Below are 24,710 nucleotides of genomic sequence, written 5' to 3'. Positions count from 1 at the left end.
GCGCCCTCGTCCGGTGTTCCGAGGGCTGACGCCGTACACCCGCTTGAAGGCGCCGGGCAGGGAGAACGCGTTCGGTGACCGATCTGGCGGGCGATCGCGCCGATGGTGTCCTCCCGGTCGCGCAGTCGGTCGGCGGCGAGGGCGAGGCGCCGGCCGGAGACTCGGGGCACGGTTCGCAACGCGGCCCGGAGCATGACGGTCGTGGTGACCGTGGCGTCAGGTCGTACCGGCGGTTGGGTGGCATGCGCCGGCGGGCGGTGAGGCTGGACGTGCGGAGCACCTCGCGCGCCCAGGGGTTCGACTGGTGCGACGCCTCCACATGGGCGGACGTCCTGCGGGGCGCAGACGCGGCGTACCTGCTGTACCCGACGGACGTGGGCGACCCCGGTGGCCACGTCCGCGCGGTCGGACGGCTGGCCCGGGAGGCGGTCGTGCTGGGGGGTCGCGGCGGCTGGTGCTGTTGTCGTCGCGGGGGAGGAGCGGGCACTGCCGACCGAGGAGACGCTGCGGACGTCGGGCGCGGACTGGACCGTCGTGCGGCCGCGTGGTTCGCGCGGGACTTCAGTGAGGGGCCGCTGGTGGAGGGGCTGCGGGACAGCGGGGAGCTGGTGTTCCCTGGCGGGGAGGTCCAGGAGTCGTTCGTCCACCTGCGGGGCGTCGCCGACGTGGTGGTGAAGGCGTTCACGGCGGGCGACCGGTACGCGGGGCGGACACTGAATGTATCCGGGCCGCGCTGCTGACGTCCGGGAAGCGGTTTCACAGGTCGGGCGCGCGGCCGGACGCGAGCTGATGGGACGCCGGTGTACGTGCGCCGGTACGGCGGGCGGTCGGCCGGTTTCGGAGTCCCGCCGGAGGAAACGGAGTTCCTGGTGGGGCTTGTTCGAGTCGCTGTTGGACGGACACAACGCCCGTCTCTCGGCGGGCGTCCAGGAGGTGCTCGGACGCGAGCCGCGCGACTCCGAGGAGTTCGCGAGGGAGGCGGCGGTAACGGGTGTCTGGAAGTCGTAACGCCTTTCTCCTGAGGTCACCGTCGGGGAGGCTGTTCCTCACCGTTTCCGCCGGTTCCCCTGGCTCCGCTGATTCCGCCGTTACCGTCGAACCCGCTGTCTCCCGGGTCCGTGCTGTTTCGGCCGCTCACGCTGTCTGCCGGGTTCCCGCTGCTTCCGTGGCTCACGCTGTTTCCGGTGTTCACGCTGTTTCCGCCGCTCGCGCAGTCACCCTCGTTGCCGTCGTTTCCCCTGCTCGCGCCGTTCACCCCGTTCACCCCGTTTCCCTTCGCGGTGCTCTTCGCATGGGCGCGGAACCGTCCCGTCACGTCCTCCGGGGGCAGGAAGCGGGACCACCGCTCGGGGAACTCGGAGGGCATGTCGGGATCGTCCGGGTCGTCGTCCTCGTAGGAACGGGCCGCGGCCATGCGGGCGACGTATTCCGCGGCCTCCTCCTGGCGCAGTCGTTCGTTGGCCGCGCGGGCGGCGGCGGTCGCGGCGGCCGGCCAGACCCGGTCGATGGCGGCGTTGACGGCGGCGCCCACCAGTACCGCGAACGCGGACACCCCGATCCACAGCAGGACGGCGACGGCGGCGGCGAGAGAGCCGTAGATGGTGGCGCCCTCGATGGTGCTCGTCAGGTAGATACGCAGGAGGAAACTGCCGAGCACCCACATGGCGAGGGCGACGAGGGCGCCGGGGACGTCCTCGATCCACGGCGACCGGACGGGCACGGAGACGTGGTAGAGCGTGGTCAGGAACGCGATGGACAGGACGATCACCACCGGCCAGTACAGGACCTGTACGACGGTAGTCGACCAGGGGACGATGCGGACGACCGCGTCCGGTCCGGCGACCATCAAAGGCAGCGCGACCGAGCCGATCAGCAGGGCTCCGACGAACAGCAGGAAGGCGACCAGCCGGGTCTTGACGATGCCGCGGACGCCGTCGAGGCCGTACATGACGGTGATGGTGTCGATGAAGACGTTCACCGCGCGCGAGCCGGACCACAGCGCGAACAGGAACCCTATGGAGATGACGTCGGGACGGCCGCCCGTCATGACGTCGTCGAGGATCGGCTGCGCGATCTGCCGGACGCCCTTGTCGGACAGGACCGTGCGGGAGGCGTCGAGGAGGTTGGCCTCTAGGCTGGTGATGGTGTCGGTGCCGGTCCAGTCGTCGACGTAGCCGAGCAGACCGATGAGGCTCAGGAGCAGCGGAGGGACCGAGAGCAACGTGAAGAAAGCGGCTTCTGCGGCGAGACCGAGAATGCGGTACTCGATGCAGGAGTTGACGGTGTCCTTCAACAGCAGCCAGGCGGTCCGCCGCTTGGAGACGTTCCGGTAAAGGGCACGCGCCCGGTGGAGACGCCCCTCGGGGCTCCCGGGTTGCTCGGGTGACTGACTTGCTGGCTGCACGCCCTAAAGGTATCCGCCGTTCGGGGCTGCACTCACCCCCGGCAAGGCCTCTTCACCGGGTCGGGGAGCGGCGCGCGGGCCGCTGACGGTCATGACCGCGGTACCCGGGGGTAGGTTCGGGCCATGGCAGGCAGCACGCACACGGTGACCAACCAGCCCCCGCCCCTGACCGGATACGACGTCTACGGCGCAGACCAGGCGCTGGTGACGGCCGTCGAACGGCACCTGGATCCGGGGCTGCTCGACGAGGTGCGCGGCGAATTGTCGGCGCTCGGGCGGGCGGCGGGGTCCGCGCAACTGCAGGAGTGGGCGGCGCAGGCCGACGCCCATCCTCCGAAACTTCGTGCGTATGACCGTCACGGGCACCGGATCGACGAGGTCGACTTCCATCCGGCGTGGCATCGGCTGCTCGGCAAGGGGGTGGGCGCCGGGCTGACCGGGGCGTGGGGGCGGCCGGGCGGGCATGTGCGGCGGGCGGCGGGGTTCCTGGTGTGGACGCAGGTCGATGCGGGCAACTGTTGTCCGCTGTCGATGACCCATGCGGCCGTGCCCGCGCTGCGCACCGACCCGGTGCTGGCCGCCGAGTGGGAGCCCCGGCTGACGTCCACGGTCTACGACCGCGGGCTGCGGCCGGCCCGGTTGAAGGCCGGTGTGTTGTTCGGCATGGGGATGACGGAGAAACAGGGCGGCAGCGACGTCCGGGCGATCACGACGGTCGCCGCTCCGCTCGCCGAGGACGGGGCCTACGAGCTGACCGGGCACAAGTGGTTCTGTTCCGCACCGATGTCGGACGGTTTCCTGGTGCTGGCGCGGACGGCCCCCGGCGGGGGCGACGGCGGGCTGACGTGTTTCCTCGTTCCGCGCGTTCTCGAGGACGGTTCCCGGAACGTTTTCCGTCTCCAGCGGTTGAAGGACAAGCTGGGCAACCGGTCCAACGCCTCCGCCGAGGTCGAGTTCGACGGGACGTGGGCGCGCCGGGTCGGCGAGGAGGGGCGCGGGGTGCGGACCATCATCGACATGGTGGCGGCGACCCGGCTGGACTGTGTGCTGGGGTCGGCGGGGCTGATGCGGCAGGCGGTGGCGCAGGCGATCCACCACTGTTCCCATCGCGCGGCGTTCGGCGGCAAGCTCGTGGACAAGCCGCTGATGCGCAATGTGCTGGCGGATCTGGCGCTGGAGTCGGAGGCCGCGACCACGCTCGCGCTGCGGCTCGCGGCGGCCTGCGACGACGGGGGCGAGCAGGAGCGGGCGTTTCTTCGGATCGCTGTTCCGGCGGCCAAGTACTGGGTGACCAAGCGCTGCGCTCCGGTGGCGGTGGAGGCGTCGGAATGCCTCGGCGGAAACGGTTACGCGGAGGAGTCGGGGATGCCCCGGCTGGTGCGGGAGTCGCCGCTGAACTCGATCTGGGAGGGCGCGGGCAACGTCCAGGCGCTGGATGTGCTGCGGGCGCTGCGGCGCGAACCGCAGGCGTTGAACGCCTACCTCCACGAGGTGGGCCTGGCGCGGGGGGCCGACCACCGGCTGGACGGCGCGATCAAGGATCTGCTGACGGACCTCGCCGATCTGGACGGGGTCGAGGGGCGAGCCCGGCGGTTGACGGAGCGGTTCGCCCTGGTGCTCCAGGGATCGCTGCTGGTGCGGTTCGCGCCGCCCGGGGTGGCAGACGCGTTCTGCGCCTCGCGGCTGGGCGGGGACGGGGGTGCGGCTTTCGGGACGTTGCCGCACAGCCTGGACCTGGCGGCGCTCGTCGAGCGGGCCGCTCCCCGGGAGTGACGCCCCGGCCTTGGGAAAACCACGGGAACAGGAAGCGGGGGTGGTGCTGCGCCGACACGGCACCACCCCCGCCGCAATGGCCCTGCGAGGCCAGAATCGCCGCTCGGGACGGCGTGGCTCAAGTTTCAAACAACCTGTGGACGTGCACCAGGGTTGCAGGGGGTTGCAACTTGTCGATGGTTGTGACCGGAGTATGCCCCTCCGTCACGGGTGGACGGCAAGATGGGAGGGTTCCAGTAAGACCGGAAACAGTCGGCACAGGCGCTTGACAACCGGTTGTCAGCCTGTGTCCAACCCGGGAGGCCCAGTGGCGATGCCGCCGATGAACGTGCCGCAGCTCGCGGCCGTCGACGCCGCGCGCGCGGCGCGGGTGCTCAACGAGGTCCGTGACGCCCGGCTGGCCGGCCAGCGGGTGCGTGTCGCCCCGCGTCCGGTGATCGAGCAGTCCTGGGAGCGTCTGCTGCGCAGTGGCGTCGATCCGGAGCGTGATGTCCGGGCGGGGCTGCTCAGCGCCGACGAGGTGCGGCGGCGGCGCGAGGAATCGCCGCTGCGTGAGGTGTTGCCGGTGCTGCGGGAGGGGTTGCTGTCGGTCGCGGACGTCGCTCACCACATCATGGTGGTCGCCGACGGGGAGGGCCGGGTGCTGTGGCGCGAGGGCTGCGGCCCGGTGCTGCGCAAGGCCGACGGGCTCGGCTTCGAACTGGGCGCGGACTGGGGCGAGGCGGTGGTGGGCACCAACGGGGTGGGCACGCCGGCGGTGGTGCGCCGGCCCGTGCAGGTGTTCGCCGCCGAGCATTTCGTGCGCTCGCACGCCGCCTGGACCTGCGCGGGTGCGCCGATCACCGATCCGCGCAACGGCCGACTGCTGGGTGTCGTCGACGTCAGTGGGCCGCTGGAGACGATGCACCCGGCCACCCTCGCGTGGGTCGACTCGGTGGCGAAGCTCGCCGAGTCCAGGCTGCGGGAGCAGCATCTCGGTTCGCTGGAGCGGCTGCGCGCGGTGGCGGCGCCGGCGCTGGCCCGGATCGGCGGCCGGGCCGCGGCGGTCGACGGCGAGGGATGGACGGCCGCGGTGACCGGGATGCCGTACACGAGCCGGATCGCGCTCCCCAAGTCGCCTTCCCCGGGGCGTCGATGGCTGCCGGCGCTGGGGCTGTGCACTCTCGAGCCGTTGGCCGGGGGTTGGCTGGTGCGGTCGGTGGACGAGGCGGCCGGGCGGCCGCCGAGCGGTGCGAGCCGGATCGTGCTGGACCTGACCAGAGCCCGGCGCTGGTCGGTGACGGTGTCGGGGGACGCGGGCTCGTGGTCCCACGAACTCAGTCCCCGGCACGCGGAATTGCTGTATCTGCTGGCGACGCAGCGCGGCGGGCGCAGTGCGGCGGAGCTCGCGCAGGACATGTTCGGCGACTCGGACCGTACGGTGACGGTGCGGGCGGAGATGTCCCGGGTGCGGCGTTATCTGGGGGGATTTCTGGAACACCGGCCGTATCGTTTCTGCGAGGACGCCGAGGTCGACGTGCTTCTGCCCGCCGATCCTGCGGGGCTGTTGCCCCACTCGACCGCGCCGACGGTGGTCAGAAACAGAACGCCGTCACCGTAGCAATGGTGATTCATCCGCGTTCTTCCGACAACGTCTTCCGCATATTTGCGCGGACTTCGTCCTCCGGGGCGGCTGACTGCCGTAGCATCGCTTTACGGGTCACCCCACCTGCTCCTCTGTCAACGTATGGATCATCAGGCGCAGTTGGCCCGCCTCGGGAGGGCGAATGAGACAGCGCGGCCGACACCGCCGGCGCAGGCGCGGCAGGGCACTGCGGGCGTTTCTGTCCGGAACCGCTCTCGCCCTCACCGCCACCGCCACCGTGATCAGCGCTTCCCAGGCGACGGTCACCCACGACGGCCCGGGGGACCTGAAGCCGCTCACCTCCGCGTCCGAGGTCGCCGGGCTGCGGCTGACGGAGAACATGGTGCCCCAGGCCTCCCTGGACCGGCTCGCGGCAGGGATGGGCCGCCCGGTCGGTGTCGGCGCGGTGCTGGACGGCGCCGACCGCACCCTGCGGGACGCCGTCGACTGCTCGCCCGCCGAGCGCCGTGCCCTGCCCGTCTCCCCCACGGCGACGCGCGCGTACTGCTGGAACACCGACGACACGGCGGGCTGGCGGCCGGGCGCGGTCACCACGTCGGGGGACGCGGACGACGACGGCGTGTGGGGCTCGAACCGGGTGATCCTCTCCGGCTGGTCGCGCAGCGGCGGCGCTGCGGCGGACCGGGGCCTGGCCCGGGTCGGCTTCGTCGACGCCGCCGATCTCGGCCACCTCTCCTACACCTGGGCTCTGCTCGCCGTCCCCGTGGACGGCGGCCGGGACTACCGCGGACTGGTCTCGCACGTCTCCGGCATGGTCTGGTACCAGGACAAACTGCTGGTCACCGCGGACGACGGGGACCGGTCCGCGCTGTACGTGTACGACATGAACCGCGTCCAGCGCACCACGGTCGCCGCCGACGCGGTGGGCCGGGTGCCGGGCGGCTGGTCGGCGCACGGGTACGGTTTCGTGCTTCCGGCCGTCGGCTCCTACGAGCTGAGCGGCGGCTCGGGCGCGCCGCGTCCCTCGACCGTCTCCCTCGACCGCAGCACCGCGCCGGACAGTCTGGTCGCCGGGGAGTGGACGCTCGACGACGGCGACCGCGGCGCCCGGCTGTGGCGCTATCCGTTCAGCACCGCGTCCGGCCACGCGGGTCTGCTCGCCGCCGGTCCGAACGGGCGGGTGACGGCGTCCGAGGCCTACACGACGAAGGTCACGGGGGTGCACGGCGTGCTGTCCTGGGACGCGCGGTGGTACGTGACCCGCGGCGCGGGCCCGCACGACGAGCACGGAACACTGTGGCGGCAGAGCCCGGACGGCGAACGCGGCGCGGACGGCGGCCCGGGCGCCGCGGTGTGCGGCGCGGCGGACCGGCACGACTGCTGGAGCACGCAGACGGAGTCCCTCTCGTACTGGGCTGCGACCGGCGAGGTCTGGGCACAGTCGGGCCGGGCGCTGTTCGCGCTGCCCTTGGCCTCGATCGACAGAATGTCGCAGTGATGATTCCCTGACGGGCATGACGAACATCCCCGTGACCACCTGGTCGCTGGAGCAGACCGGTCCCGGCGACCTCCTCCCGGCCGCCGCGCCCGAGGGCGGCGTCCGGATCGTCCGCTCCGAGGTCCCCTCCCCCGAGTTCAGCCGTTTCCTGTACGCGTCCGTCGGCGGGGACATTCGCTGGATCGACCGGCTGCGCTGGACGTACGCGCAGTGGCGCGAGCATCTGGAGCGTCCCGGGGTGGAGACCTGGGTCGCCTACGAGCGGGGCACGCCGGCCGGGTACGTGGAGCTGGAGCCGCAGGACGACGGGGTCGTCGAAATCGTGTACTTCGGTTTGCTGCCGGCTTTCCGCGGGCGGCGGATCGGCGGGCACCTGCTGTCGTACGGCGCCGCCCGGGCGTGGGATCTGACCGACCGCTGGCCGGGGCTGCCGCAGACCAAGCGGGTGTGGCTGCACACCTGCAGCCTGGACGGCGAGCACGCGATGGAGAACTATCGGCGACGCGGTTTCACGCTGTTCGACACGAGGGTCGAGGAACAGCCCGAGGTGTCGGCGCCGGGTCCCTGGCCGGGAGCGTTCCCCGTCTGAACCGCTGTTTCCCCCGGCTGTTTCCTCCTCACGGTGACCTGCGCGCACAAGAGATCTCGCACGTCATGTGACAGACGACACCCTTGTCTCGCATTTCGGGACAAGGGTGTCCGCATCGCGGACGAAGCTGGACTGTGTCCAGATCGCCGTGACACGCTTTCGCCATGTCCGGAACTGGAATTGCCTTGGTGAGTCGGCGGCACGTCGACCTCGGCCGCATGTCCAGCGCCATCTGTCCGGCGAGCTGACGAGCCGCAGCTCCGCCCGACATCCGAGTACAGCCTCCCCCCTGCGCAATGACGCGTATGGTCCCTGTGCGCCCGTGCGCGCAGGTCAGAGCCTCTCGCCCCGTCACCCGACCACCGCCGGACGGCGCTGCGCGCCGACACCTTCCGCTGCTGTCCCGAAGGACGTATCAACCATGGCCGCCACCCCGCAGAAGCCTGCAGCCGCGACTCCCCGCCGCAAGGTGAGCCGTCACCGCGGCGAGGGCCAGTGGGCCGCGGGGCACCACACCCCGCTCAACGGCAACGAGCAGTTCAAGAAGGATGACGACGGTCTCAATGTGCGGACACGCATTGAGACGATCTACTCCAAGCGGGGCTTCGACTCGATCGACCCCAACGATCTGCGCGGCAGGATGCGCTGGTGGGGTCTGTACACCCAGCGCAAGCCCGGAATCGACGGCGGCAAGACCGCGATCCTGGAGCCGGAGGAGCTGGACGACAAGTACTTCATGCTGCGCGTGCGCATCGACGGCGGTGCGCTCACCACACAGCAGCTGAGGGTCGTCGGCGAGATCTCGCAGGAGTTCGCGCGGGGCACCGCCGACCTCACCGACCGGCAGAACGTGCAGTACCACTGGATCCGCATCGAGGACGTGCCCGAGATCTGGAACCGCCTGGAGGCGGTGGGCCTGTCCACGGTCACCGCGTGCGGCGACACCCCTCGTGTGATGATCGGCTCCCCCGTCGCCGGCATCGCCGAGGACGAGATCATCGACGGCACCCCGGCGCTGGAGGAGATCAAGCGCCGCGTCCTCGGGAACAAGGCGTACTCGAACCTGCCGCGGAAGTTCAAGACGGCCATCTCGGGCTCCCCCGTGCTGGACGTGGTCCACGAGATCAACGACGTCGCGTTCGTCGGCGTCCGCCACCCCGAGTACGGGCCGGGCTTCGACCTGTGGGTCGGCGGCGGGCTGTCCACCAACCCCAAGCTGGGCGTGCGGCTGGGCGCCTGGGTACCGCAGGACGAGGTCCCGGACGTCTACGAGGGTGTGCTGTCGATCTTCCGTGACTACGGCTACCGGCGTCTGCGCACCCGCGCCCGTCTGAAGTTCCTGGTCGCCGACTGGGGAGCGGAGAAGTTCCGGCAGGTGCTGGAGGACGAGTACCTGCAGCGCAAGCTGGTCGACGGCCCGGCCCCGGACCAGCCGGTGGACCGCTGGCGCGACCACGTCGGCGTGCACCGGCAGCGGGACGGCCGTTTCTACGTCGGTTTCGCACCGCGTGTCGGCCGGGTGGACGGCACGACCCTGACGAAGATCGCGGAGCTCGCGGAGGCACACGGCTCGGGCCGCGTCCGGACCACCGTCGAGCAGAAGATGATCGTCCTCGACGTCGAGGAGGCGCAGGTCGCGTCGCTCGTCGAGGGCCTGGAGGCGCTGGACCTGACGGCCCGGCCGTCGACGTTCCGGCGCGGCACCATGGCCTGCACCGGCATCGAGTTCTGCAAGCTGGCCATCGTCGAGACCAAGCAGCGCGGCTCCCAGTTGATCGACGAGCTGGAGCGCCGCCTGCCGGACTTCGACGAGCCCCTCACCATCAACCTCAACGGCTGCCCGAACGCCTGCGCCCGCATCCAGGTCGCGGACATCGGCCTCAAGGGCCAGCTGGTCCTCGACGAGCGGGGCGAGCAGGTCGAGGGCTATCAGGTGCACCTCGGCGGCGCGCTCGGACTCGAAGCCGGTTTCGGCCGCAAGGTCCGTGGTCTGAAGGTCACCTCGGACGAGCTGCCGGATTACGTGGAACGCGTTCTCAAGCGATTCCAGGACGAGCGCGAGGACGGCGAGCGGTTCGCCGCCTGGGCCGCGCGCGCCACCGAGGAGGCCCTGTCATGAGTGAGCGGGCCGCCCCTTTCCACTGCCCCTACTGCGGCGACGAGGACCTGCGTCCGAGCGAGGCCGCACAGGGCGGCCACGGCGCCTGGGAATGCGCGGCGTGCAACCGCGCATTCCAGCTGAAGTTCCTCGGGCTGCTGTCCCGAGGCGTTCAGCGCACCGAAACGGGAGGGGACCGGATATGACGACGCTTCAGGAAGGCCGTACGACCGACGAGTTGAAGGCGCTGGCCGAGCAGGCGGGCCGCGACCTCGAGGACGCGTCGGCGCTCGAGATCCTGCGGTGGGCGGTGGACACCTTCGGCAGGCAGTTCTGTGTGACGTCCTCCATGGAGGACGCCGTGGTCGCGCACCTCGCGTCCCGCGTCCTGGGGGGCGTGGACGTGGTGTTCCTCGACACCGGTTACCACTTCCCCGAGACCATCGGCACCCGGGACGCGGTCGAGGCCGTGATGGACGTCAACGTCATCACGCTCACCCCGCGCCAGACGGTGGCCGAGCAGGACGCCGAGTTCGGGCCGAAGTTGCACGACCGCGATCCCGACCTGTGCTGCAGGATGCGCAAGGTGCAGCCGCTGGAGGAGGGGCTGCACGGCTACCGCGCCTGGGCCACCGGGCTGCGGCGCGACGAGTCGCCGACCCGGGCGAACACCCCGGTCGTCGGCTGGGACGACAAGCGCCAGAAGGTCAAGATCTCGCCGATCGCCCGCTGGACCCAGGACGACGTCGACGCCTACATCACGGAGCACGGCGTACTGTCCAACCCCCTGCTGATGGACGGCTACACCTCCGTCGGCTGCGCCCCGTGCACCCGCCGGGTCCTCGAGGGCGAGGACGCGCGCGCCGGGCGCTGGGCGGGACGCGGGAAGACCGAGTGCGGACTGCACGGCTGACCGCCATGACCGCGACCTCCACGAACAGCGCCGCCCCCGGCGGCACCCCCCATCCCCCTACGAACCGGGAGAACCACGTGACGACCGGAGCCACCGTCTGGCTCACGGGTCTGCCGAGTGCCGGCAAGACCACCATCGCGTTCGAGCTGGCCGGCCGGCTGCGCGAGGAGGGCCACCTCGTCGAGGTGCTCGACGGCGACGAGATCCGCGAGTTCATCTCCGCCGGCCTCGGTTTCAGCCGCGAGGACCGGCACGCGAACGTGCAGCGCATCGGTTTCCTGGCCGAGCTGCTGGCCCGCAACGGAGTCAAGGTGCTCGTCCCGGTGATCGCGCCGTACGCGGACAGCCGTGAGGCCGTGCGCAAGCGTCACCAGGAGAGCGCAACCGGTTACCTGGAGGTGCACGTGGCGACTCCGGTCGAGGTGTGCTCGGTCCGTGACGTGAAGGGCCTGTACGCCAAGCAGGCGGCGGGCGAGCTGACCGGACTCACCGGGGTCGACGACCCCTACGAGGCCCCCGAGGCGCCCGATCTGCGGATCGAGTCCCAGGACCAGACCGTGCAGGAGTCCGCGGCGTCGGTGTACGCCCTGCTCAGCGAGAGGGGACTGGCGTGACGACGACCGTCGCCGACACCGAGGAGGGCACGGTCAGCCCGTACGCCCTCAGCCACCTGGACTCCCTGGAGTCCGAGGCGGTGCACATCTTCCGCGAGGTGGCGGGCGAGTTCGAGCGGCCGGTGATCCTGTTCTCCGGCGGCAAGGACTCCATCGTCATGCTGCACCTGGCGCTGAAGGCGTTCGCCCCGGCCGCCGTCCCCTTCTCGCTGCTGCACGTGGACACCGGGCACAACTTCCCCGAGGTCCTGGAGTACCGCGACCGGGTGGTCGCCGAGCACGGGCTGCGCCTCCATGTGGCCTCCGTGCAGGAGTACATCGACCGCGGGGCGCTCAGGGAGCGTCCGGACGGCACCCGCAACCCGCTCCAGACGCTGCCGCTCACGGAGAAGATCCAGGCCGAGAGGTTCGACGCGGTCTTCGGCGGGGGCCGGCGCGACGAGGAGAAGGCACGCGCCAAGGAGCGGGTGTTCTCCCTGCGCGACGAGTTCTCGCAGTGGGACCCGCGTCGCCAGCGGCCCGAGCTGTGGAACCTGTACAACGGCCGCCACGCCCCCGGCGAGCACGTCCGGGTCTTCCCGCTCTCCAACTGGACCGAGCTGGACGTCTGGCAGTACATCGCCCGTGAGGGCATCGAACTGCCGGAGATCTACTTCGCGCACGAGCGGGAGGTGTTCCGGCGGGCCGGCATGTGGCTGACCGCCGGCGAGTGGGGCGGCCCCAAGGACGGGGAAACGGTCGAAAAGCGTCTCGTGCGTTACCGCACCGTCGGTGACATGTCCTGCACCGGCGCCGTCGACTCCGACGCGGTGACGCTGGACGACGTCATCGCCGAGATCGCCGCCTCCCGGCTGACCGAGCGCGGCGCGACCCGCGCCGACGACAAGATGTCCGAGGCCGCGATGGAAGACCGCAAGCGCGAGGGGTACTTCTAAGCATGAGCACGATCACCTCCGAGGAACTCTCGGCCACGACCCTGTTGCGGTTCGCCACCGCCGGCTCCGTCGACGACGGCAAGTCCACCCTGGTGGGCAGGCTGCTGCACGACTCCAAGTCGATCCTGAGCGACCAGCTGGAGGCCGTCGAGCGCGCCTCGGCGAGCCGCGGGCAGGAAGCGCCCGACCTGGCGCTCCTCACCGACGGGCTGCGCGCCGAACGCGAGCAGGGCATCACCATCGACGTGGCCTACCGCTACTTCGCGACACCCCGGCGCCGGTTCATCCTGGCCGACACCCCAGGTCACGTGCAGTACACCCGCAACATGGTGACGGGCGCCTCCACGGCGGAGCTGACGGTGATCCTGGTCGACGCCCGCAACGGCGTCGTCGAGCAGACCCGCCGGCACGCGGCGATCGCGGCCCTGCTCCGGGTCCCGCACGTCGTTCTCGCCGTCAACAAGATGGACCTGGTCGACTACCGGGAGCCGGTGTTCGCGGCGATCGCCGAGGAGTTCACGGCGTACGCGAGCGAGCTCGGCGTTCCCGAGGTGACCGCCATCCCGATCTCGGCACTGGCCGGCGACAACGTGGTGGATCCGTCGGCGAACATGGACTGGTACGGCGGGCCGACGTTCCTGGAACACCTGGAAACGGTTCCGGTCAGTCACGACCTCGCGCACTGCCACGCCCGGCTGCCCGTCCAGTACGTGATCCGGCCGCAGACCGCCGAGCACCCGGACTACCGGGGCTACGCGGGCCAGATCGCCGCGGGCACCTTCCGGGTCGGCGAGCCGGTGACCGTCCTGCCGTCCGGCCGCACGTCGACGATCTCCGGCATCGACCTGCTGGGCGAGCCGGTGGACGTGGCGTGGACGACGCAGTCGGTGACCGTGCTGCTCGCCGACGACGTCGACGTCTCGCGCGGCGACCTGATCGTGCCCACCAAGGACGCGCCGGCCACCACCCAGGACGTCGAGGCGACCGTGTGCCATGTCGCCGACCAGCCGCTGACCGTCGGGCACCGGGTGCTGATCAAGCACGGCACCCGCACCGTCAAGGCGATCGTGAAGGACATCCCGTCCCGTCTCACGCTCGACGACCTGTCCCTGCACCCGCATCCGGGACAGCTCGTCGCCAACGACATCGGCCGGGTGAAGATCCGCACCGCACAACCGCTTCCGGTGGATTCCTACGCCGACTCGCGCCGTACCGGCTCGTTCATCCTGATCGACCCGGCCGACGGCACGACGCTCACCGCGGGCATGGTCGGCGAGTCGTTCGCGTCGCCGGAGCCGGTCAAGGACGCGCTCGACGACGACGGCTGGGACTTCTGACCGTGGCCGCGACCGACGTCTACGCGACGTTCGCGAAGGAGGGCGGCCGGGTGGGCAGCGGCGCCCTCGGCAGCGGGCAGGGCGGAGTCGCGCGATGTGCGCGCTGACGTACGCGCACCGCCTGCGCGCCCGCCCGCCCCTCCCGCCGTCGTGGAAACGACGAAAACCCTTTGCCGAGCTCCCGGCCACGACCTGAGAGACCGTGACCGCCGGGCCGACGAGAGGAACCCCTCCCGGTGCCTGCCAGTCTCCCCCTGTCACGGCTTCGCCGCGGCGTCGCGGCCCTAGCGGCGCTGCCCCTGCTCGCCCTCGCGGCCTGCGGTTACGGTTCGCAGGCCAAGGAGGGCAACGCCAACGAGCAGGTAGCCGCCGGGGCGCGGAAGATCGACGGGCTCGACACCGTGCGCATCGGGTACTTCGGCAACCTGACGCACGCGACGGCGCTCGTCGGCCGTGAACAGGGCATCCTGCAGCAGGCTCTGGGCGCCACCAAGGCGTCGTACGCGACGTTCAACGCGGGCCCCTCGGAGATCGAGGCGTTGAACGCCGGTTCCCTCGACATCGGCTGGATCGGTCCGTCCCCTGCGATCAACGGCTACGCCAAGTCCGACGGCAGGAGCCTGCGCATCGTGGGGGGCTCGGCGTCCGGCGGGGTGAAGCTGGTGGTGGATCCGGACAAGATCACCTCGCTCGAGGACGTCAAGGGCAAGAGGATCGCGACGCCTCAGCTCGGAAACACGCAGGATGTGGCGTTCTTGCACTGGATCGCGGAGCAGGGCTGGAAGGTCGACGCGCAGAGCGGCAAGGGTGACGTGACCGTCGTCCGCAGCGACAACAAGGTGACGCCGGACGCGTTCAGGTCGGGGTCGGTGGACGGCGCCTGGGTGCCGGAGCCGACCGCCTCGAGGCTGGTCGCCGAGGGCGGCAGGGTGCTGCTGGACGAGGCGTCGCTGTGGCCCGGCGGGAAGTTCGTGATCACGAACGTCATCGTGTCGCAGAAGTTCCTCGAGAAGCACCCGAAGGTCGTGGAGGCCGTGCTGAAGGGCTCGGTGGAGACCAACAGGTGGATCGGCGCCAATCCGGCGAAGGCGAGGGCCGCGGCGAACAGGCAGCTGGAGACGGACACCGGCAAGGCGCTGCCCGCCGACGTGCTGGACCCGGCGTGGCAGTCGATCAGGTTCACCGACGACCCGCTGGCGGCCACCCTCGACGCCGAGGCGGCGCACGCCGTCGAGGCGGGCCTGCTGGAGAAGCCCGACCTCGAGGGCATCTACGACCTGACGATCCTGAACAAGGTCCTCGAGGCCGAGGGCGAGTCCGCCGTCGACGACGCCGGTCTGGGTGTCGACCGACCGAAGTCCCGATGAGTCCCCAGGAGGTGACGACCATGGCCACGACCTTCGCCAAGGCCGCCGAGCCCACCGAGTCCGTGGCGTTCGCGGCACGCCTCGACCACGTCTCGAAGTCCTTCGCGGGTCCGGGCGGGCAGCAGCTCGTACTGGACGACATCACCCTCGATGTCGCGCCCGGCGAGTTCGTCACCCTGCTCGGGGCGTCGGGCTGCGGCAAGTCCACCCTGCTGAACCTGGTGGCCGGCCTCGACCGGCCCACCGCCGGGTCCATCACGACGGACGGCCGCCCTGCACTGATGTTCCAGGAACACGCGCTGTTCCCGTGGCTGACCGCGGGCAAGAACATCGAACTCGCCCTGAAGCTGCGGGGGGTCGCGAAGCCCGAGCGGCGCGGCAAGGCCGAGGAGCTGCTCGAGCTGGTCCGGTTGAAGGGCGCGTACGGAAAGCGTGTTCACGAGCTTTCCGGCGGTATGCGGCAGCGAGTGGCGATGGCCCGCGCGCTGGCACAGGAGAGCCAACTGCTGCTGATGGACGAGCCGTTCGCGGCGCTGGACGCCATCACGCGGGACGTGCTGCACGACGAGCTCACCCGGATCTGGGAGGAGACGGGGCTGTCCGTCCTGTTCGTCACGCACAACGTGCGGGAGGCGGTGCGGCTCGCACAGCGCGTCGTCCTGCTGTCCTCGCGGCCCGGCCGGGTGGCGCGCGAGTGGACGGTGGACATCCCGCAGCCGCGCCGGATCGAGGACGCCCCGGTGGCGGAACTGTCCCTGGAGATCACCGAAGTCCTGCGTGGGGAGATCCGCCGTCATGGCCAGCACTGAGACGAGGACGACGGTGGCCAAGGGCACCGATACGAAGGCCGACGCCGGCGGGCTGGCCGGTGTGGAGGCGGGGCTCGACGCGCTGGACGTCGTCGCGCCCGCCGCGCGGGTGCCCTTCCGGCGGACCCTGGTCGACAAGATCCTGCCGCCGGTCGTCGCGACGGCGCTGCTGCTGGTCGTCTGGCAGATCACCTATCGGACGGTCGACGACCCGACCAAGCTGGTCTCCCCGCTGGACGTCTGGCACACGCTCCGCCGGGCATGGCTCCAGGGCGAGTTGCTCGGGTACATCTGGACGAGCGTCTCGCGCGGACTGCTCGGCTTCCTGTTCGCCCTGGCGATCGGCACCCCGCTGGGCCTGCTGGTGGCGCGGGTGAAGTTCGTGCGGGCGGCCATCGGGCCGATCCTGTCCGGGCTGCAGTCGCTGCCGTCGGTGGCGTGGGTGCCGCCGGCCGTGCTGTGGCTGGGTCTGAACAACTCGATGATGTACGCGGTGATCCTGCTGGGCGCGGTGCCGTCCATCGCCAACGGACTGGTCTCCGGCGTCGACCAGGTGTCGCCGCTGTTCCTGCGGGCGGGCCGCACGATGGGGGCGACGGGGCTGAAGGGCACCGTGTACATCACGCTGCCGGCCGCGCTGCCGGGCTATGTGGCGGGTCTGAAGCAGGGCTGGGCGTTCTCGTGGCGTTCGCTGATGGCGGCGGAGATCATCGCGTCGTTCCCCGATCTCGGCGTCGGCCTCGGCCAGTTGCTGGAGAACGGGCGCAACGCCAGTGACATGTCGATGGTGTTCGAGGCGATCCTGCTCATCCTGTTCGTCGGCATCGCGATCGATCTGCTGATCTTCAGTCCGCTCGAGCGGTGGGTGCTGCGCAGCCGCGGCCTGCTGGTGAAGAGCTGACGTCCCATGCACAAGAAGCCCGTTCTCCCCGCCCTGGTGGTGATCGCCCACGGCAGCCGTGATCCGCGGCATGCGGCGACCGTCCACGCCCTGGTACGCCGGGTGCGTTCGCTGCGGCCGGGATTGCGTGTCGAGACCGGTTTCCTCGACTTCAACGTGCCGTCCGTCCACGGGGTGCTGAGGTCGCTGGCGGCGGACGGCGTGCGGGACGTCGTGGCTCTGCCGTTGCTGTTGACCCGCGCGTTCCATGCGAAGGCGGACGTCCCGGCGGTGCTGCGGGACGCGCCGCCGCAACTGCGGATCAGGCAGGCCGAGGTGCTCGGCCCCTCGCCGTTGCTGCTCTGCGCGCTGGAACGGCGGTTGTACGAGGCGGGGCTGTCGCCCGCCGACAAGTCCTCGACCGGGGTCGTGCTGGCCTCGGCGGGGTCCTCCGACCCGGAGGCGATCGCAGTGATCGCAGAAATCGCGCGGGAGTGGCGGCGCACCGGTTGGTGTGCCGTGCGGCCTGCGTTCGCCTCCGCCTCTCTGCCGCGCACCGAGGACGCGGTCCGCGAGTTGCGGGCGCTGGGGTGTGCGCGGGTCGCCGTCGCGCCGTACGTCCTGGCTCCCGGTTTCCTGCCGGACCGCATCGCGCGCGGAGCGACCGAGGCGGACGTCCTGGCCGACGTGCTGGGCCCGGCGCCGGAGGTGGCCCGGGTGCTTCTGGAACGTTACGAAACAGCCCGGACACCGGCGCTGGCGGCTGTGGGGGCGTGAGGTCGTCCGGCGGCAGTTGCGGTACGGCGAGGACGTGCTCACCGGTCACCGGGCCCGCCCGGCGGATGCGCGGCCGCAAGCGACGGGCGGGCGCCTGTGCGGGCCCGCCCAACGCCTGTGCGTCGTGCGTGTGCGGTGTGCGTCGTGGCATGTGAGTCCTTGCGGTGGCGGACGTCGGCACGGCGGGCGCGCTTGGACGCCGTCCGGCAACCACCGGGAACCGCCGGAACCACCGGGACCGCCGGTAAGGGTCCCAGGGCCGAGGGGACGAACCGGCCGTCAGCCTTCCCCCGGGCAACCACCGCAGCCCAGGCCTCCCGGCCACGCGCGCCGCGAGCCGACGGCACGGACCGGCCGTCAGCCTCGCGGTCGGACGGCGCCCCGGCGCGGGTCGCGGCCGCTCGCCGCGAGCGCCCGCTCGAACACCGGCGCGTCCTGCGCCACCGGCACCGCCTGCGCGAAGCCGTCGTAGCGGCGGTAGAGGTCCCCGTGCCGTTCGACGACGCCGAGGACGGACCGGGCCGCGTCGTCGCAGATGCGGAACTCCTGGCCGGTGGCGACCGCGACGTCCCATCCGTGCACCGCGGTCTCCTTGAGGATCAGCGAGGCCACCTCGGCGGCGGGCATCGCGGCCGACCCGAGGTCGATCTCGCCCTCCCACACAGCCGGGTCGGCCCACGCGGCGACGGCCCGCTCGAGCTGCTCGGCGTACGCCGTCGCCCAGTGCGGGTCGGCGGTGAAGTCGCGGCCGGTCAGTTCGTCGGGCAGCGGCTTGCGCAGGGCGCGGTGCTCGAGGCCGTGGGAGGTGTAGAGGACCCAGTGGTCGACCAGGGTGCGCAGGGTCCAACCGGGGCAGTGCGTGGGGTCGTCCAGCCGTTCCGCGGGGACGCCGCGGGCGACGCGCGACGCCTCGGCGGCGCATTCGGACAGGTACCGGTGGGTCTCGTCGTGCTGCATGCCGCTCACGCTACGGAGCGGGGTCCCCGGGAATCTTGAAGAAACGCGACAGCGTCGTCGGCCAGCCGGAGCAGGTCCGGCAGCGGCAGGGAACCGGGCTCCCGACGCTCCCGGGCGAACTCGTTGGCAAGCCGTTGCAGCAACTCGTTCAGCGGGGTGGGCACGCCGTTGAGGCGGCCGAGGAGCACGATCTCGCCGTTGAGGTGGTCGGCCTCGATGGTCCCGGTGCCGCGGCTGAGGGACTGCCAGGAGGAGCCGCCGCCGCGCGGGGCGTCGTCGAGCGGGACGAGGGTGATCTTGTCGCCGCGTGCGGCCCGCTGTTCCCCGGTGCTCACGTAGGGGATGCCGGCGGCGCGCAGCACGCTCTCGCCCTCGGCGCGTACGCGCGCGTACAGCGCCTCGGCGCGGGGGTCGGCGGCCGGCCCGCTCACCGCTTCCAGGGCGTTGCCGAGGTTGGACAGGAGTTTGGCGTACTGCCACCGGGAGACGTCCGGTACGACGGGCGCCTCGAAGCGTGCCTTCTCCAGGTCGGCGGCGACACGGCGGACGGTGTCGTCGGCGCCGTGCGGATGGCGGCCGAGGTGCAGGATGCCGGTGAGCGGGGTGCCCGCGGCGGCGACGACGCCGGGGTCGACGTGGGTGGACGGCAGCCAGACGCACACGCCGTAGACGTGCCGGAAGCGGCGCAGGGCCAGTCGTGGGCCCTCCACGCCGTTCTGCGCGCAGAACAACGGCAGCCGCTCGGCCGCGGTGCCGCCGCCCTCGACCGGTGCCGGGCCCCACGTGCGCAGGGCCGACTCGGCGTCCTGGGTCTTGACGGCGAGGACGAGGACGTCGTCGGCGCGCAGTGTGCCGACCTCGGCCGGGCTCTCGACCACGGGCAGCCGGAACGTCAGCAGGCCCTGCGGGACGCGCAGCCGCAGTCCGTGCTCCGCGAGCGCCGCCCGGTGCGCGCCGCGCGCGACCAGCACGACCTGCTGCCCGGCCTCCGCCAGCCGTCCTGCGATCGTGCCCCCGACCGCCCCTGCCCCGATGATGACGTAGCGCATGGGTCGAGCCTCGCACAGTTGTCCGGGAACGCGGGCGGGATCGGTCGGCACGGGCGTGGCGACGGGCGGTGGTCAAGGCCCGGGTGGAGCGGGACGGTCGCGGACGCCGCACACCCCGACCGCGCCGGCGCCTGCGGCCGGGCCGCGAACGACGCCGGACGGTGCTCGACGAGCGGAACACCCACCGTGACCACCACCATCACCACCATCGCCACGGCCACGGCCACGGCCACGGCCACAGCGCGCCCTCGCACGGCCTGCCCCTGGGCGTCCACGCGTTTCGGTGACCCGGCCCGCGCCGGGCGCGAGCCCGGTACGCGCCACGCGAACCCGACCCGGCGCCGGATGCGAGCCCGGTATACGCAGGGCACCGCCCGGACGCGGGCCGAGCCCGTGCCGGTGCGGCCGGGGAGGCGCAGGCGTCGCCGCCCCTGTCCCGTCCGGCTACGGCCGCCGTCGGCGCCGGGTCACGGCCGGGTCATCTCCACCAGCTTGAGGACGGTGTTCCAGTTGCGGGTGGTGGCGATCAGCCCCTTGTTCACGCGCGGCCTTCCCAACTGCTCGGCGAGTCTGGAGCGGCCGAGGCCGTCGGGGGCGTACAGGTACAGGACGCGGTCGCCGAGGCGGAAGTCCTCGGGGAGGTGGGCGGCGCGGTCGATACCGGCGAAGCGCTCCTCGTCGACGGGTCCGGAGAAGTAGGTGGCGTGGAGCTGCTTGGCCTCCAGGTCGGCGGCCGGGAACGGGCAGGCGTCGGCGACCTCGCGCAGATAGGCGTGGTCGCGCACGATCACGCCCACGGTGAAGCCGAAGCGTTTCTCGATCGCCGCCGTAAGTGCGGCGGCGAGGCTCTCCTCGTCGCCGTGGGCGCTGGAGAAGACGGCCTGGCCGCTCTGGAGGTAGGTGCGCACGTCGCCGTGGCCGAGCTCCTCGATCAGGGTGCGCAGTTCGGCCATGGGGAGCTTCCGGTTGCCGCCCACGTTGATGCCGCGCAGCAGGGCCGCGTACGTCGTCGTCATCTGCTCAGCCTAGGTGGCCGCCGTGCCCCGTGGGGGTGAGCACGACGGCCGCGGCCCGACGAGGGGCCAGGGCGAAACTCTTGCCGATCGACGGGCCGCGGAGCAACCTCTGACGGACTTCTCCACAGGCCTGTGACGTGTTGTGCAAACTTTCGAAACGACACATCCGGGGTTTCACCGGCGACTGCACCCTGATCGCCGTCCCCGAGATCCGCGGATAGGTGTAAGGGGTCACTGTCCTACCCAGCGGTGAGACGGCGCGGTCCGAGGGGAGGACCCGCGTGCCCGGCACGTCACCGGGCAGCACGACGAGACGGCTTTATCCAGGCCATACCTTCGAATCGGAAGGTGGCGGCAGGGGGCTTCCACCGCATCACAAGAGGGCAGGCCCGTCATGGGGAACGGAGATACAAGGGTGCGGGGCTTCGCCGCGCGGGCCGGCGGCTGGAGCGCCCGGCACCGATGGGCCGCCGTGGGCATCTGGGTGCTGTTCGTCGTCCTGGCCATGGGGATCGGCTCGGCGGCCGGCACGGTCGAGGTCAAGGAGAGCGACCAGCTCGGGGGCGAGACCCACACGGCCGCCAGGATCATCGAGGACGCCGGCATCGAGGAGCCGGCCGGCGAGACCGTGCTCATCCAGGCGAAGAGCGGCTCCCTCAAGGCCACCGACCCCGAGTTCAAGGCCGCCGTCACCGCGGTCGTCGCGGCCGTCGGCAAGACGGGTGCGGTCACCGACGTGACCTCGCCCTACGACACGCGGACGATCTCCAAGGACGGCCGCAGCGCGCTGGTGCAGTTCGACATGCGCGGTGACTCCGACACCGCGGGCGAGCGGGTCGAGCCGGTTCTCGACGCCGTCGCCGGCGTGCAGAAGGAGCACTCCTCGGTGCGGATCGAGGAGATCGGCGGAGCCAGCATGATGAAGACGTTCGACGACGCGTTCGGCGACGACTTCCAGCAGGCCGAGTACTCCGCGGTGCCGGTGGCACTGGGCATCCTGCTGATCGCCTTCGGCGCGCTGGTGGCGGCGCTGCTGCCGGTGGCCCTCGCGGTCACGGCGATCATGGCGACGATGGGTCTGATGAGCATCGTCAGCCACTTCCAGCCGATGGACGACACCGCGAGTTCGGTGATGCTGCTGGTCGGTCTGGCCGTGGGCGTCGACTACTGCCTGTTCTACCTCCGCCGGGAGCGCGAGGAGCGGGCCGCGGGACATGATCCGCAAACCGCTCTCCGGATCGCCGCGGCGACCAGCGGCCGTGCCGTGATCGTCTCCGGTGTCACCGTGTGCGTGGCGATGGCGGGCATGCTGTTCACGGGTCTCGCCACGTTCGAGGCGATGGGTCTTGCCTCTCTGATGGTGGTCGCGGTCGCCATGGTCGGTTCGGTGACCGTGCTGCCGGCGCTTCTCTCGCTGCTCGGCCACCGGGTGGAGAAGGGCCGGATCCCGTTCCTGCACCCCGACAAGCGCCGCAAGAAGGGCGACGGCGGCCGTGCCGCGCAGGGCAGCCGGTTCTGGAGCGCCGTGCTGAAGGTCGTCCTCGCCAGGCCCGGCGTCTCGCTGGTCGTGGCGGCCGGCGCGCTGCTCGCGATCGCCGCTCCGGCGGTCGGCATGAAGACCCAGAACCTCACCCTGGACCAGGAGTTCGGCGACTCGCTGCCCATCGTGCAGACGTACAACCGGGTCAACGACGCCTTCCCGGGCGGCTCCGAGCCGGCCGAGGTGATCGTCAAGGCGGACGACATCAACTCCGCCGACGTGAAGGCCGCGCTCCAGGCGTTCAAGGAGCAGGCCGTGAGTTCGGGCGCCTCCCGGGGGCCGGTCGAGATCAAGCTGCACGACGCGCAGAACGTCGCCTACGTGTACGTGCCGCTGGTCGGCGGCTCCGACCTGGACAAGGCGGGTGCGAGCCTGGCGAAGCTGCGCGACGAGGTGCGGCCCGCCACGCTCGGCACGGTGGACGGCGTCCAGGCGCCGATCACCGGGCAGGTGGCCGGTTCGCAGGACTTCAACGACCAGTTGGCCGGAGCGGTCGCCCCGGTCTTCGCGTTCGTGGTGGTCTTCGCCTTCCTGCTGATGCTGCTGTCGTTCCGCTCGCTGACGGTCGCGATCACCTCGATCGTGCTCAACCTGCTTTCGGTGGGCGCGGCGTACGGCATCCTCGTCGCGGTGTTCCAGCACGGCTGGGGCGCGTCGCTGGTGGGCGCGGAGGGCGTCGGCGCGATCATCACCTGGCTGCCGCTGTTCCTGTTCGTGATCCTGTTCGGTCTGTCGATGGACTACCACGTGTTCGTCGTCTCCCGGATCCGCGAGGCGCGGTTGCGGGGGCGTACGACGAACGAGGCGATCGAGCACGGTGTGGTCACCACGGCGGGCGTGGTCACCAGCGCCGCCGTCATCATGGTCGCCGTGTTCGCGATCTTCGGCACGCTGTCCATGCAGTCGATGAAGCAGATGGGCGTGGGCCTCGCGGCGGCGGTCCTGATCGACGCGACGATCATCCGCGGTGTGCTGCTGCCTGCCGTGATGGCGCTGCTCGGTGAGCGCAACTGGTACCTGCCGAAGTGGCTGCACTGGCTGCCGGACCTCACGCACGACGAGTCGCCGCAGCCGGTCGCGCCGGTGGCGCGGGACGACGAGGGCCGGCCGGTGGGGGTCTGACGCCCCGGGGTATCCCCGCAAGGCGGTCGTCCTGAGGGCCCGTTGACTTCCCCGGGAGTCGACGGGCCCTTCCCGGTGTCGGGTTCAGCCGCGCGTCCTGGCGGGTTCGGCCTCGACGAGGTCCGCCGCCCGTGGTGTGCCGCCTTCGGCCGCCGTCTCCGCCTGGACCGCCCGGAGCCGGCGGGCCACTGCGGGATCGCCGACGAGCGCGAGGGCGGCCTCGCGCAGGGCCCCGGCCTTGGTGTCCGCCGGGCCGGTCCGCCGGGCCACGCCGTGCTCCCGGAGGATGTCCGCTCTGCCGGACCGGCCCACGGCCTGCGGTACGGCGATCACCGGCGTGGCCGGCCCCTCCCGGCCGCCGCCGGCGCCCGCGTGGGTGACGAAGAGGTCGGCCTGCCTCAGTACCGCCGGCTGCGGTATCCGGGACCGCACCTCGACGGAGTCCGGCACCTCGCCCAGCACGGCCGGCGCCTGGCCGCCCGGATGCGAGACTGGCCGTCGGCGGCCGGATCACGCCGCCGGCGGGCCTGGCGGGTGGCGACACGGAGGCGGACGATGGACGAGGCGCGGGCGCGGGACGTACTGGCCGCGGCGGGTGTGCTGCCCGGCCCGGCGGCGGACGCGCGGCTGCTCGCACTGGGGGAGAACGCGGTGTTCGCCGCCGGCGGCCTGGCGGTGAAGGTGGGCCGGGACGCCGAGCTCCTCGAACGGGCCCGGCGCGAACTGGACGTCGCGGCCTGGCTGGCCGAGGCGGGCGTGCCGGCGGTGCGGTCGGCGGAGCCGAAGCCGCTGCTGGTCGAGGGGCATCCGGTGACGGTGTGGCACCGGCTGCCGGACCCGGTGCGGCCGGCCGGGCCAGGGGACCTGGCCGCGCTGCTGCGTCTGGTGCACGCCCTGCCCGCCCCCGCCTTCGCCCTGCCGCCGCGGGATCTGCTGTCGGGGGTCGAACGCTGGCTGCGACTCGCCGGCGACGCGATCGACCCGGCGGACGCGGCCTTTCTGCGCGCGCGGCGCGACGGCTTCGCCGAGGCCGCCCGAGCCCTCGCCCCGCGGCTGCGGCCCGGCCCGATCCACGGCGACGCGCTGGCGCGCAATGTGCACATCGGCCCCGGCGGTCCGGTCCTGGTCGACCTGGAGACCTTCTCCGCCGATCTGCGCGAGCACGACCTCGTCGTCATGGCGCTCTCCCTCGACCGGTACGGCCTGCCCGCCGAGGCCTATGACGTCTTCACCGAGGCTTACGGGTGGGACGTGCGGGAGTGGGAGGGCTGTGCGGTGCTGCGCGGCGCGCGCGAGACGGCGAGCTGCGCCTGGGTCGCCCAGCACGCACCGGCGAACCCCGAGGCCGCGGCGGAGTTCCGGCGCCGGGTGGCGTCGCTGCGCGAAGGGGACGAGGCGGTGCGCTGGTACCCCTTCTGAGGCGGCGGCCCGACGGGAACAAGGCCCC

General features: G+C 71.7%; 23 protein-coding genes and 2 pseudogenes. 19 read left to right on the top strand and 6 right to left on the bottom strand.

Going from position 1 to position 24,710, the window contains the following annotated elements; all coding sequences use genetic code 11:
- Window positions 1-18 precede the first annotated feature (18 nt).
- Window positions 19-161 (bottom strand): annotated as a pseudogene (locus tag C6376_RS45595) (AraC family transcriptional regulator); the annotation flags it as partial.
- 108 nt (window positions 162-269) lie between these two features.
- Between C6376_RS45595 and C6376_RS46510 the strand changes: the two are divergent.
- Together C6376_RS46510 and C6376_RS46505 are read left to right on the top strand one after the other, a co-directional pair.
- Window positions 270-740, top strand: coding sequence for a hypothetical protein (locus C6376_RS46510; RefSeq protein ID WP_367881058.1), 471 nt, complete (start codon window positions 270-272; stop codon window positions 738-740).
- 136 nt (window positions 741-876) lie between these two features.
- Window positions 877-1,008, top strand: coding sequence for a hypothetical protein (locus C6376_RS46505; RefSeq protein ID WP_319596763.1), 132 nt, complete (start codon window positions 877-879; stop codon window positions 1,006-1,008).
- A gap of 16 nt (window positions 1,009-1,024) precedes the next feature.
- On the opposite strand, the gene C6376_RS29885 is transcribed toward C6376_RS46505, so the two are convergent.
- Complete coding sequence (locus C6376_RS29885) at window positions 1,025-2,404, bottom strand: YihY/virulence factor BrkB family protein (protein ID WP_254076120.1); 1,380 nt, start codon at window positions 2,402-2,404, stop codon at window positions 1,025-1,027.
- Window positions 2,405-2,527: 123 nt separating this feature from the next.
- On the opposite strand from C6376_RS29885, the gene C6376_RS29880 reads away from it, so the two are divergent.
- The 15 genes from C6376_RS29880 (at window position 2,528) to C6376_RS29810 (ending at window position 17,579) form a co-directional block, all read left to right on the top strand.
- Window positions 2,528-4,177 (top strand): acyl-CoA dehydrogenase family protein, encoded by a 1,650-nt coding sequence (locus C6376_RS29880; RefSeq protein ID WP_107446261.1) that lies wholly within the window; start codon window positions 2,528-2,530, stop codon window positions 4,175-4,177.
- A 322-nt stretch (window positions 4,178-4,499) separates the two neighbouring features.
- On the top strand, window positions 4,500-5,777 hold the full coding sequence (locus tag C6376_RS29875; protein WP_173985760.1) for a helix-turn-helix domain-containing protein: 1,278 nt from the start codon (window positions 4,500-4,502) through the stop codon (window positions 5,775-5,777).
- 166 nt (window positions 5,778-5,943) lie between these two features.
- Window positions 5,944-7,260 (top strand): hypothetical protein, encoded by a 1,317-nt coding sequence (locus C6376_RS29870; protein WP_107446259.1) that lies wholly within the window; start codon window positions 5,944-5,946, stop codon window positions 7,258-7,260.
- Window positions 7,261-7,276: 16 nt separating this feature from the next.
- Window positions 7,277-7,849, top strand: a complete 573-nt coding sequence (locus C6376_RS29865) for a GNAT family N-acetyltransferase (protein ID WP_107446258.1) — start codon at window positions 7,277-7,279, stop codon at window positions 7,847-7,849.
- Between the two features lie 164 nt (window positions 7,850-8,013).
- The gene (locus C6376_RS46500) at window positions 8,014-8,097 is read left to right on the top strand and encodes a putative leader peptide (RefSeq protein ID WP_309486338.1); all 84 of its coding nucleotides are present in this window, start codon (window positions 8,014-8,016) and stop codon (window positions 8,095-8,097) included.
- 173 nt (window positions 8,098-8,270) lie between these two features.
- The gene (locus C6376_RS29860) at window positions 8,271-9,968 is read left to right on the top strand and encodes a nitrite/sulfite reductase (RefSeq protein ID WP_107446257.1); all 1,698 of its coding nucleotides are present in this window, start codon (window positions 8,271-8,273) and stop codon (window positions 9,966-9,968) included.
- The gene (locus C6376_RS29855; RefSeq protein ID WP_107446256.1) at window positions 9,965-10,153 is read left to right on the top strand and encodes a hypothetical protein; all 189 of its coding nucleotides are present in this window, start codon (window positions 9,965-9,967) and stop codon (window positions 10,151-10,153) included. Before C6376_RS29860 ends, C6376_RS29855 begins: the two co-directional genes overlap by 4 nt.
- Window positions 10,150-10,860: a phosphoadenylyl-sulfate reductase gene (locus tag C6376_RS29850; RefSeq protein WP_107446255.1), complete on the top strand. Its 711-nt coding sequence runs from the start codon at window positions 10,150-10,152 to the stop codon at window positions 10,858-10,860. The genes C6376_RS29855 and C6376_RS29850 overlap by 4 nt, the downstream gene beginning before the upstream one ends.
- Window positions 10,861-10,865: 5 nt before the next feature.
- The gene (cysC, locus tag C6376_RS29845; protein ID WP_107449270.1) at window positions 10,866-11,474 is read left to right on the top strand and encodes an adenylyl-sulfate kinase; all 609 of its coding nucleotides are present in this window, start codon (window positions 10,866-10,868) and stop codon (window positions 11,472-11,474) included.
- A complete protein-coding gene (cysD, locus tag C6376_RS29840; protein ID WP_107446254.1) occupies window positions 11,471-12,409 on the top strand; it encodes a sulfate adenylyltransferase subunit CysD in 939 nt (312 codons plus the stop codon). Before cysC ends, cysD begins: the two co-directional genes overlap by 4 nt.
- 2 nt (window positions 12,410-12,411) lie before the next feature.
- Window positions 12,412-13,746, top strand: a complete 1,335-nt coding sequence (locus C6376_RS29835) for a sulfate adenylyltransferase subunit 1 (RefSeq protein WP_107446253.1) — start codon at window positions 12,412-12,414, stop codon at window positions 13,744-13,746.
- 236 nt (window positions 13,747-13,982) lie between these two features.
- Window positions 13,983-15,113, top strand: a complete 1,131-nt coding sequence (locus tag C6376_RS29825; protein ID WP_107446251.1) for an aliphatic sulfonate ABC transporter substrate-binding protein — start codon at window positions 13,983-13,985, stop codon at window positions 15,111-15,113.
- Window positions 15,110-15,922: an ABC transporter ATP-binding protein gene (locus tag C6376_RS29820; protein ID WP_173985759.1), complete on the top strand. Its 813-nt coding sequence runs from the start codon at window positions 15,110-15,112 to the stop codon at window positions 15,920-15,922. The genes C6376_RS29825 and C6376_RS29820 overlap by 4 nt, the downstream gene beginning before the upstream one ends.
- The gene (locus C6376_RS29815) at window positions 15,909-16,823 is read left to right on the top strand and encodes an ABC transporter permease (RefSeq protein ID WP_107446249.1); all 915 of its coding nucleotides are present in this window, start codon (window positions 15,909-15,911) and stop codon (window positions 16,821-16,823) included. Before C6376_RS29820 ends, C6376_RS29815 begins: the two co-directional genes overlap by 14 nt.
- A gap of 6 nt (window positions 16,824-16,829) precedes the next feature.
- Entirely contained in the window at window positions 16,830-17,579 is a 750-nt protein-coding gene (locus C6376_RS29810) for a sirohydrochlorin chelatase (protein ID WP_107446248.1), read from the top strand.
- 357 nt (window positions 17,580-17,936) lie between these two features.
- Here C6376_RS29810 and C6376_RS29805 read toward each other — a convergent pair whose 3' ends face one another.
- From C6376_RS29805 to C6376_RS29795, 3 genes are all read right to left on the bottom strand, one after another.
- On the bottom strand, window positions 17,937-18,536 hold the full coding sequence (locus C6376_RS29805; RefSeq protein ID WP_107446247.1) for a TIGR03086 family metal-binding protein: 600 nt from the start codon (window positions 18,534-18,536) through the stop codon (window positions 17,937-17,939).
- A gap of 5 nt (window positions 18,537-18,541) precedes the next feature.
- Complete coding sequence (locus tag C6376_RS29800; RefSeq protein ID WP_107446246.1) at window positions 18,542-19,585, bottom strand: ketopantoate reductase family protein; 1,044 nt, start codon at window positions 19,583-19,585, stop codon at window positions 18,542-18,544.
- Between the two features lie 467 nt (window positions 19,586-20,052).
- Entirely contained in the window at window positions 20,053-20,601 is a 549-nt protein-coding gene (locus C6376_RS29795) for a DUF1697 domain-containing protein (protein WP_107446245.1), read from the bottom strand.
- A gap of 394 nt (window positions 20,602-20,995) precedes the next feature.
- Here C6376_RS29795 and C6376_RS29790 point away from each other — a divergent pair, with 394 nt between their 5' ends.
- Window positions 20,996-23,263: an MMPL family transporter gene (locus C6376_RS29790; RefSeq protein ID WP_107446244.1), complete on the top strand. Its 2,268-nt coding sequence runs from the start codon at window positions 20,996-20,998 to the stop codon at window positions 23,261-23,263.
- A gap of 84 nt (window positions 23,264-23,347) precedes the next feature.
- Here C6376_RS29790 and C6376_RS29785 read toward each other — a convergent pair.
- A pseudogene (locus tag C6376_RS29785) lies at window positions 23,348-23,731 on the bottom strand (glycosyl transferase); the annotation flags it as partial.
- An 87-nt stretch (window positions 23,732-23,818) separates the two neighbouring features.
- Between C6376_RS29785 and C6376_RS29780 the strand changes: the two are divergent.
- Window positions 23,819-24,682: a phosphotransferase enzyme family protein gene (locus C6376_RS29780; RefSeq protein ID WP_107446242.1), complete on the top strand. Its 864-nt coding sequence runs from the start codon at window positions 23,819-23,821 to the stop codon at window positions 24,680-24,682.
- The last annotated feature ends 28 nt before the right edge of the window (window positions 24,683-24,710 follow it).

This window comes from Streptomyces sp. P3, assembly GCF_003032475.1.
Taxonomy (GTDB): Bacteria; Actinomycetota; Actinomycetes; order Streptomycetales; family Streptomycetaceae; genus Streptomyces.
This window is presented reverse-complemented; position numbering and strand designations above follow the sequence as displayed.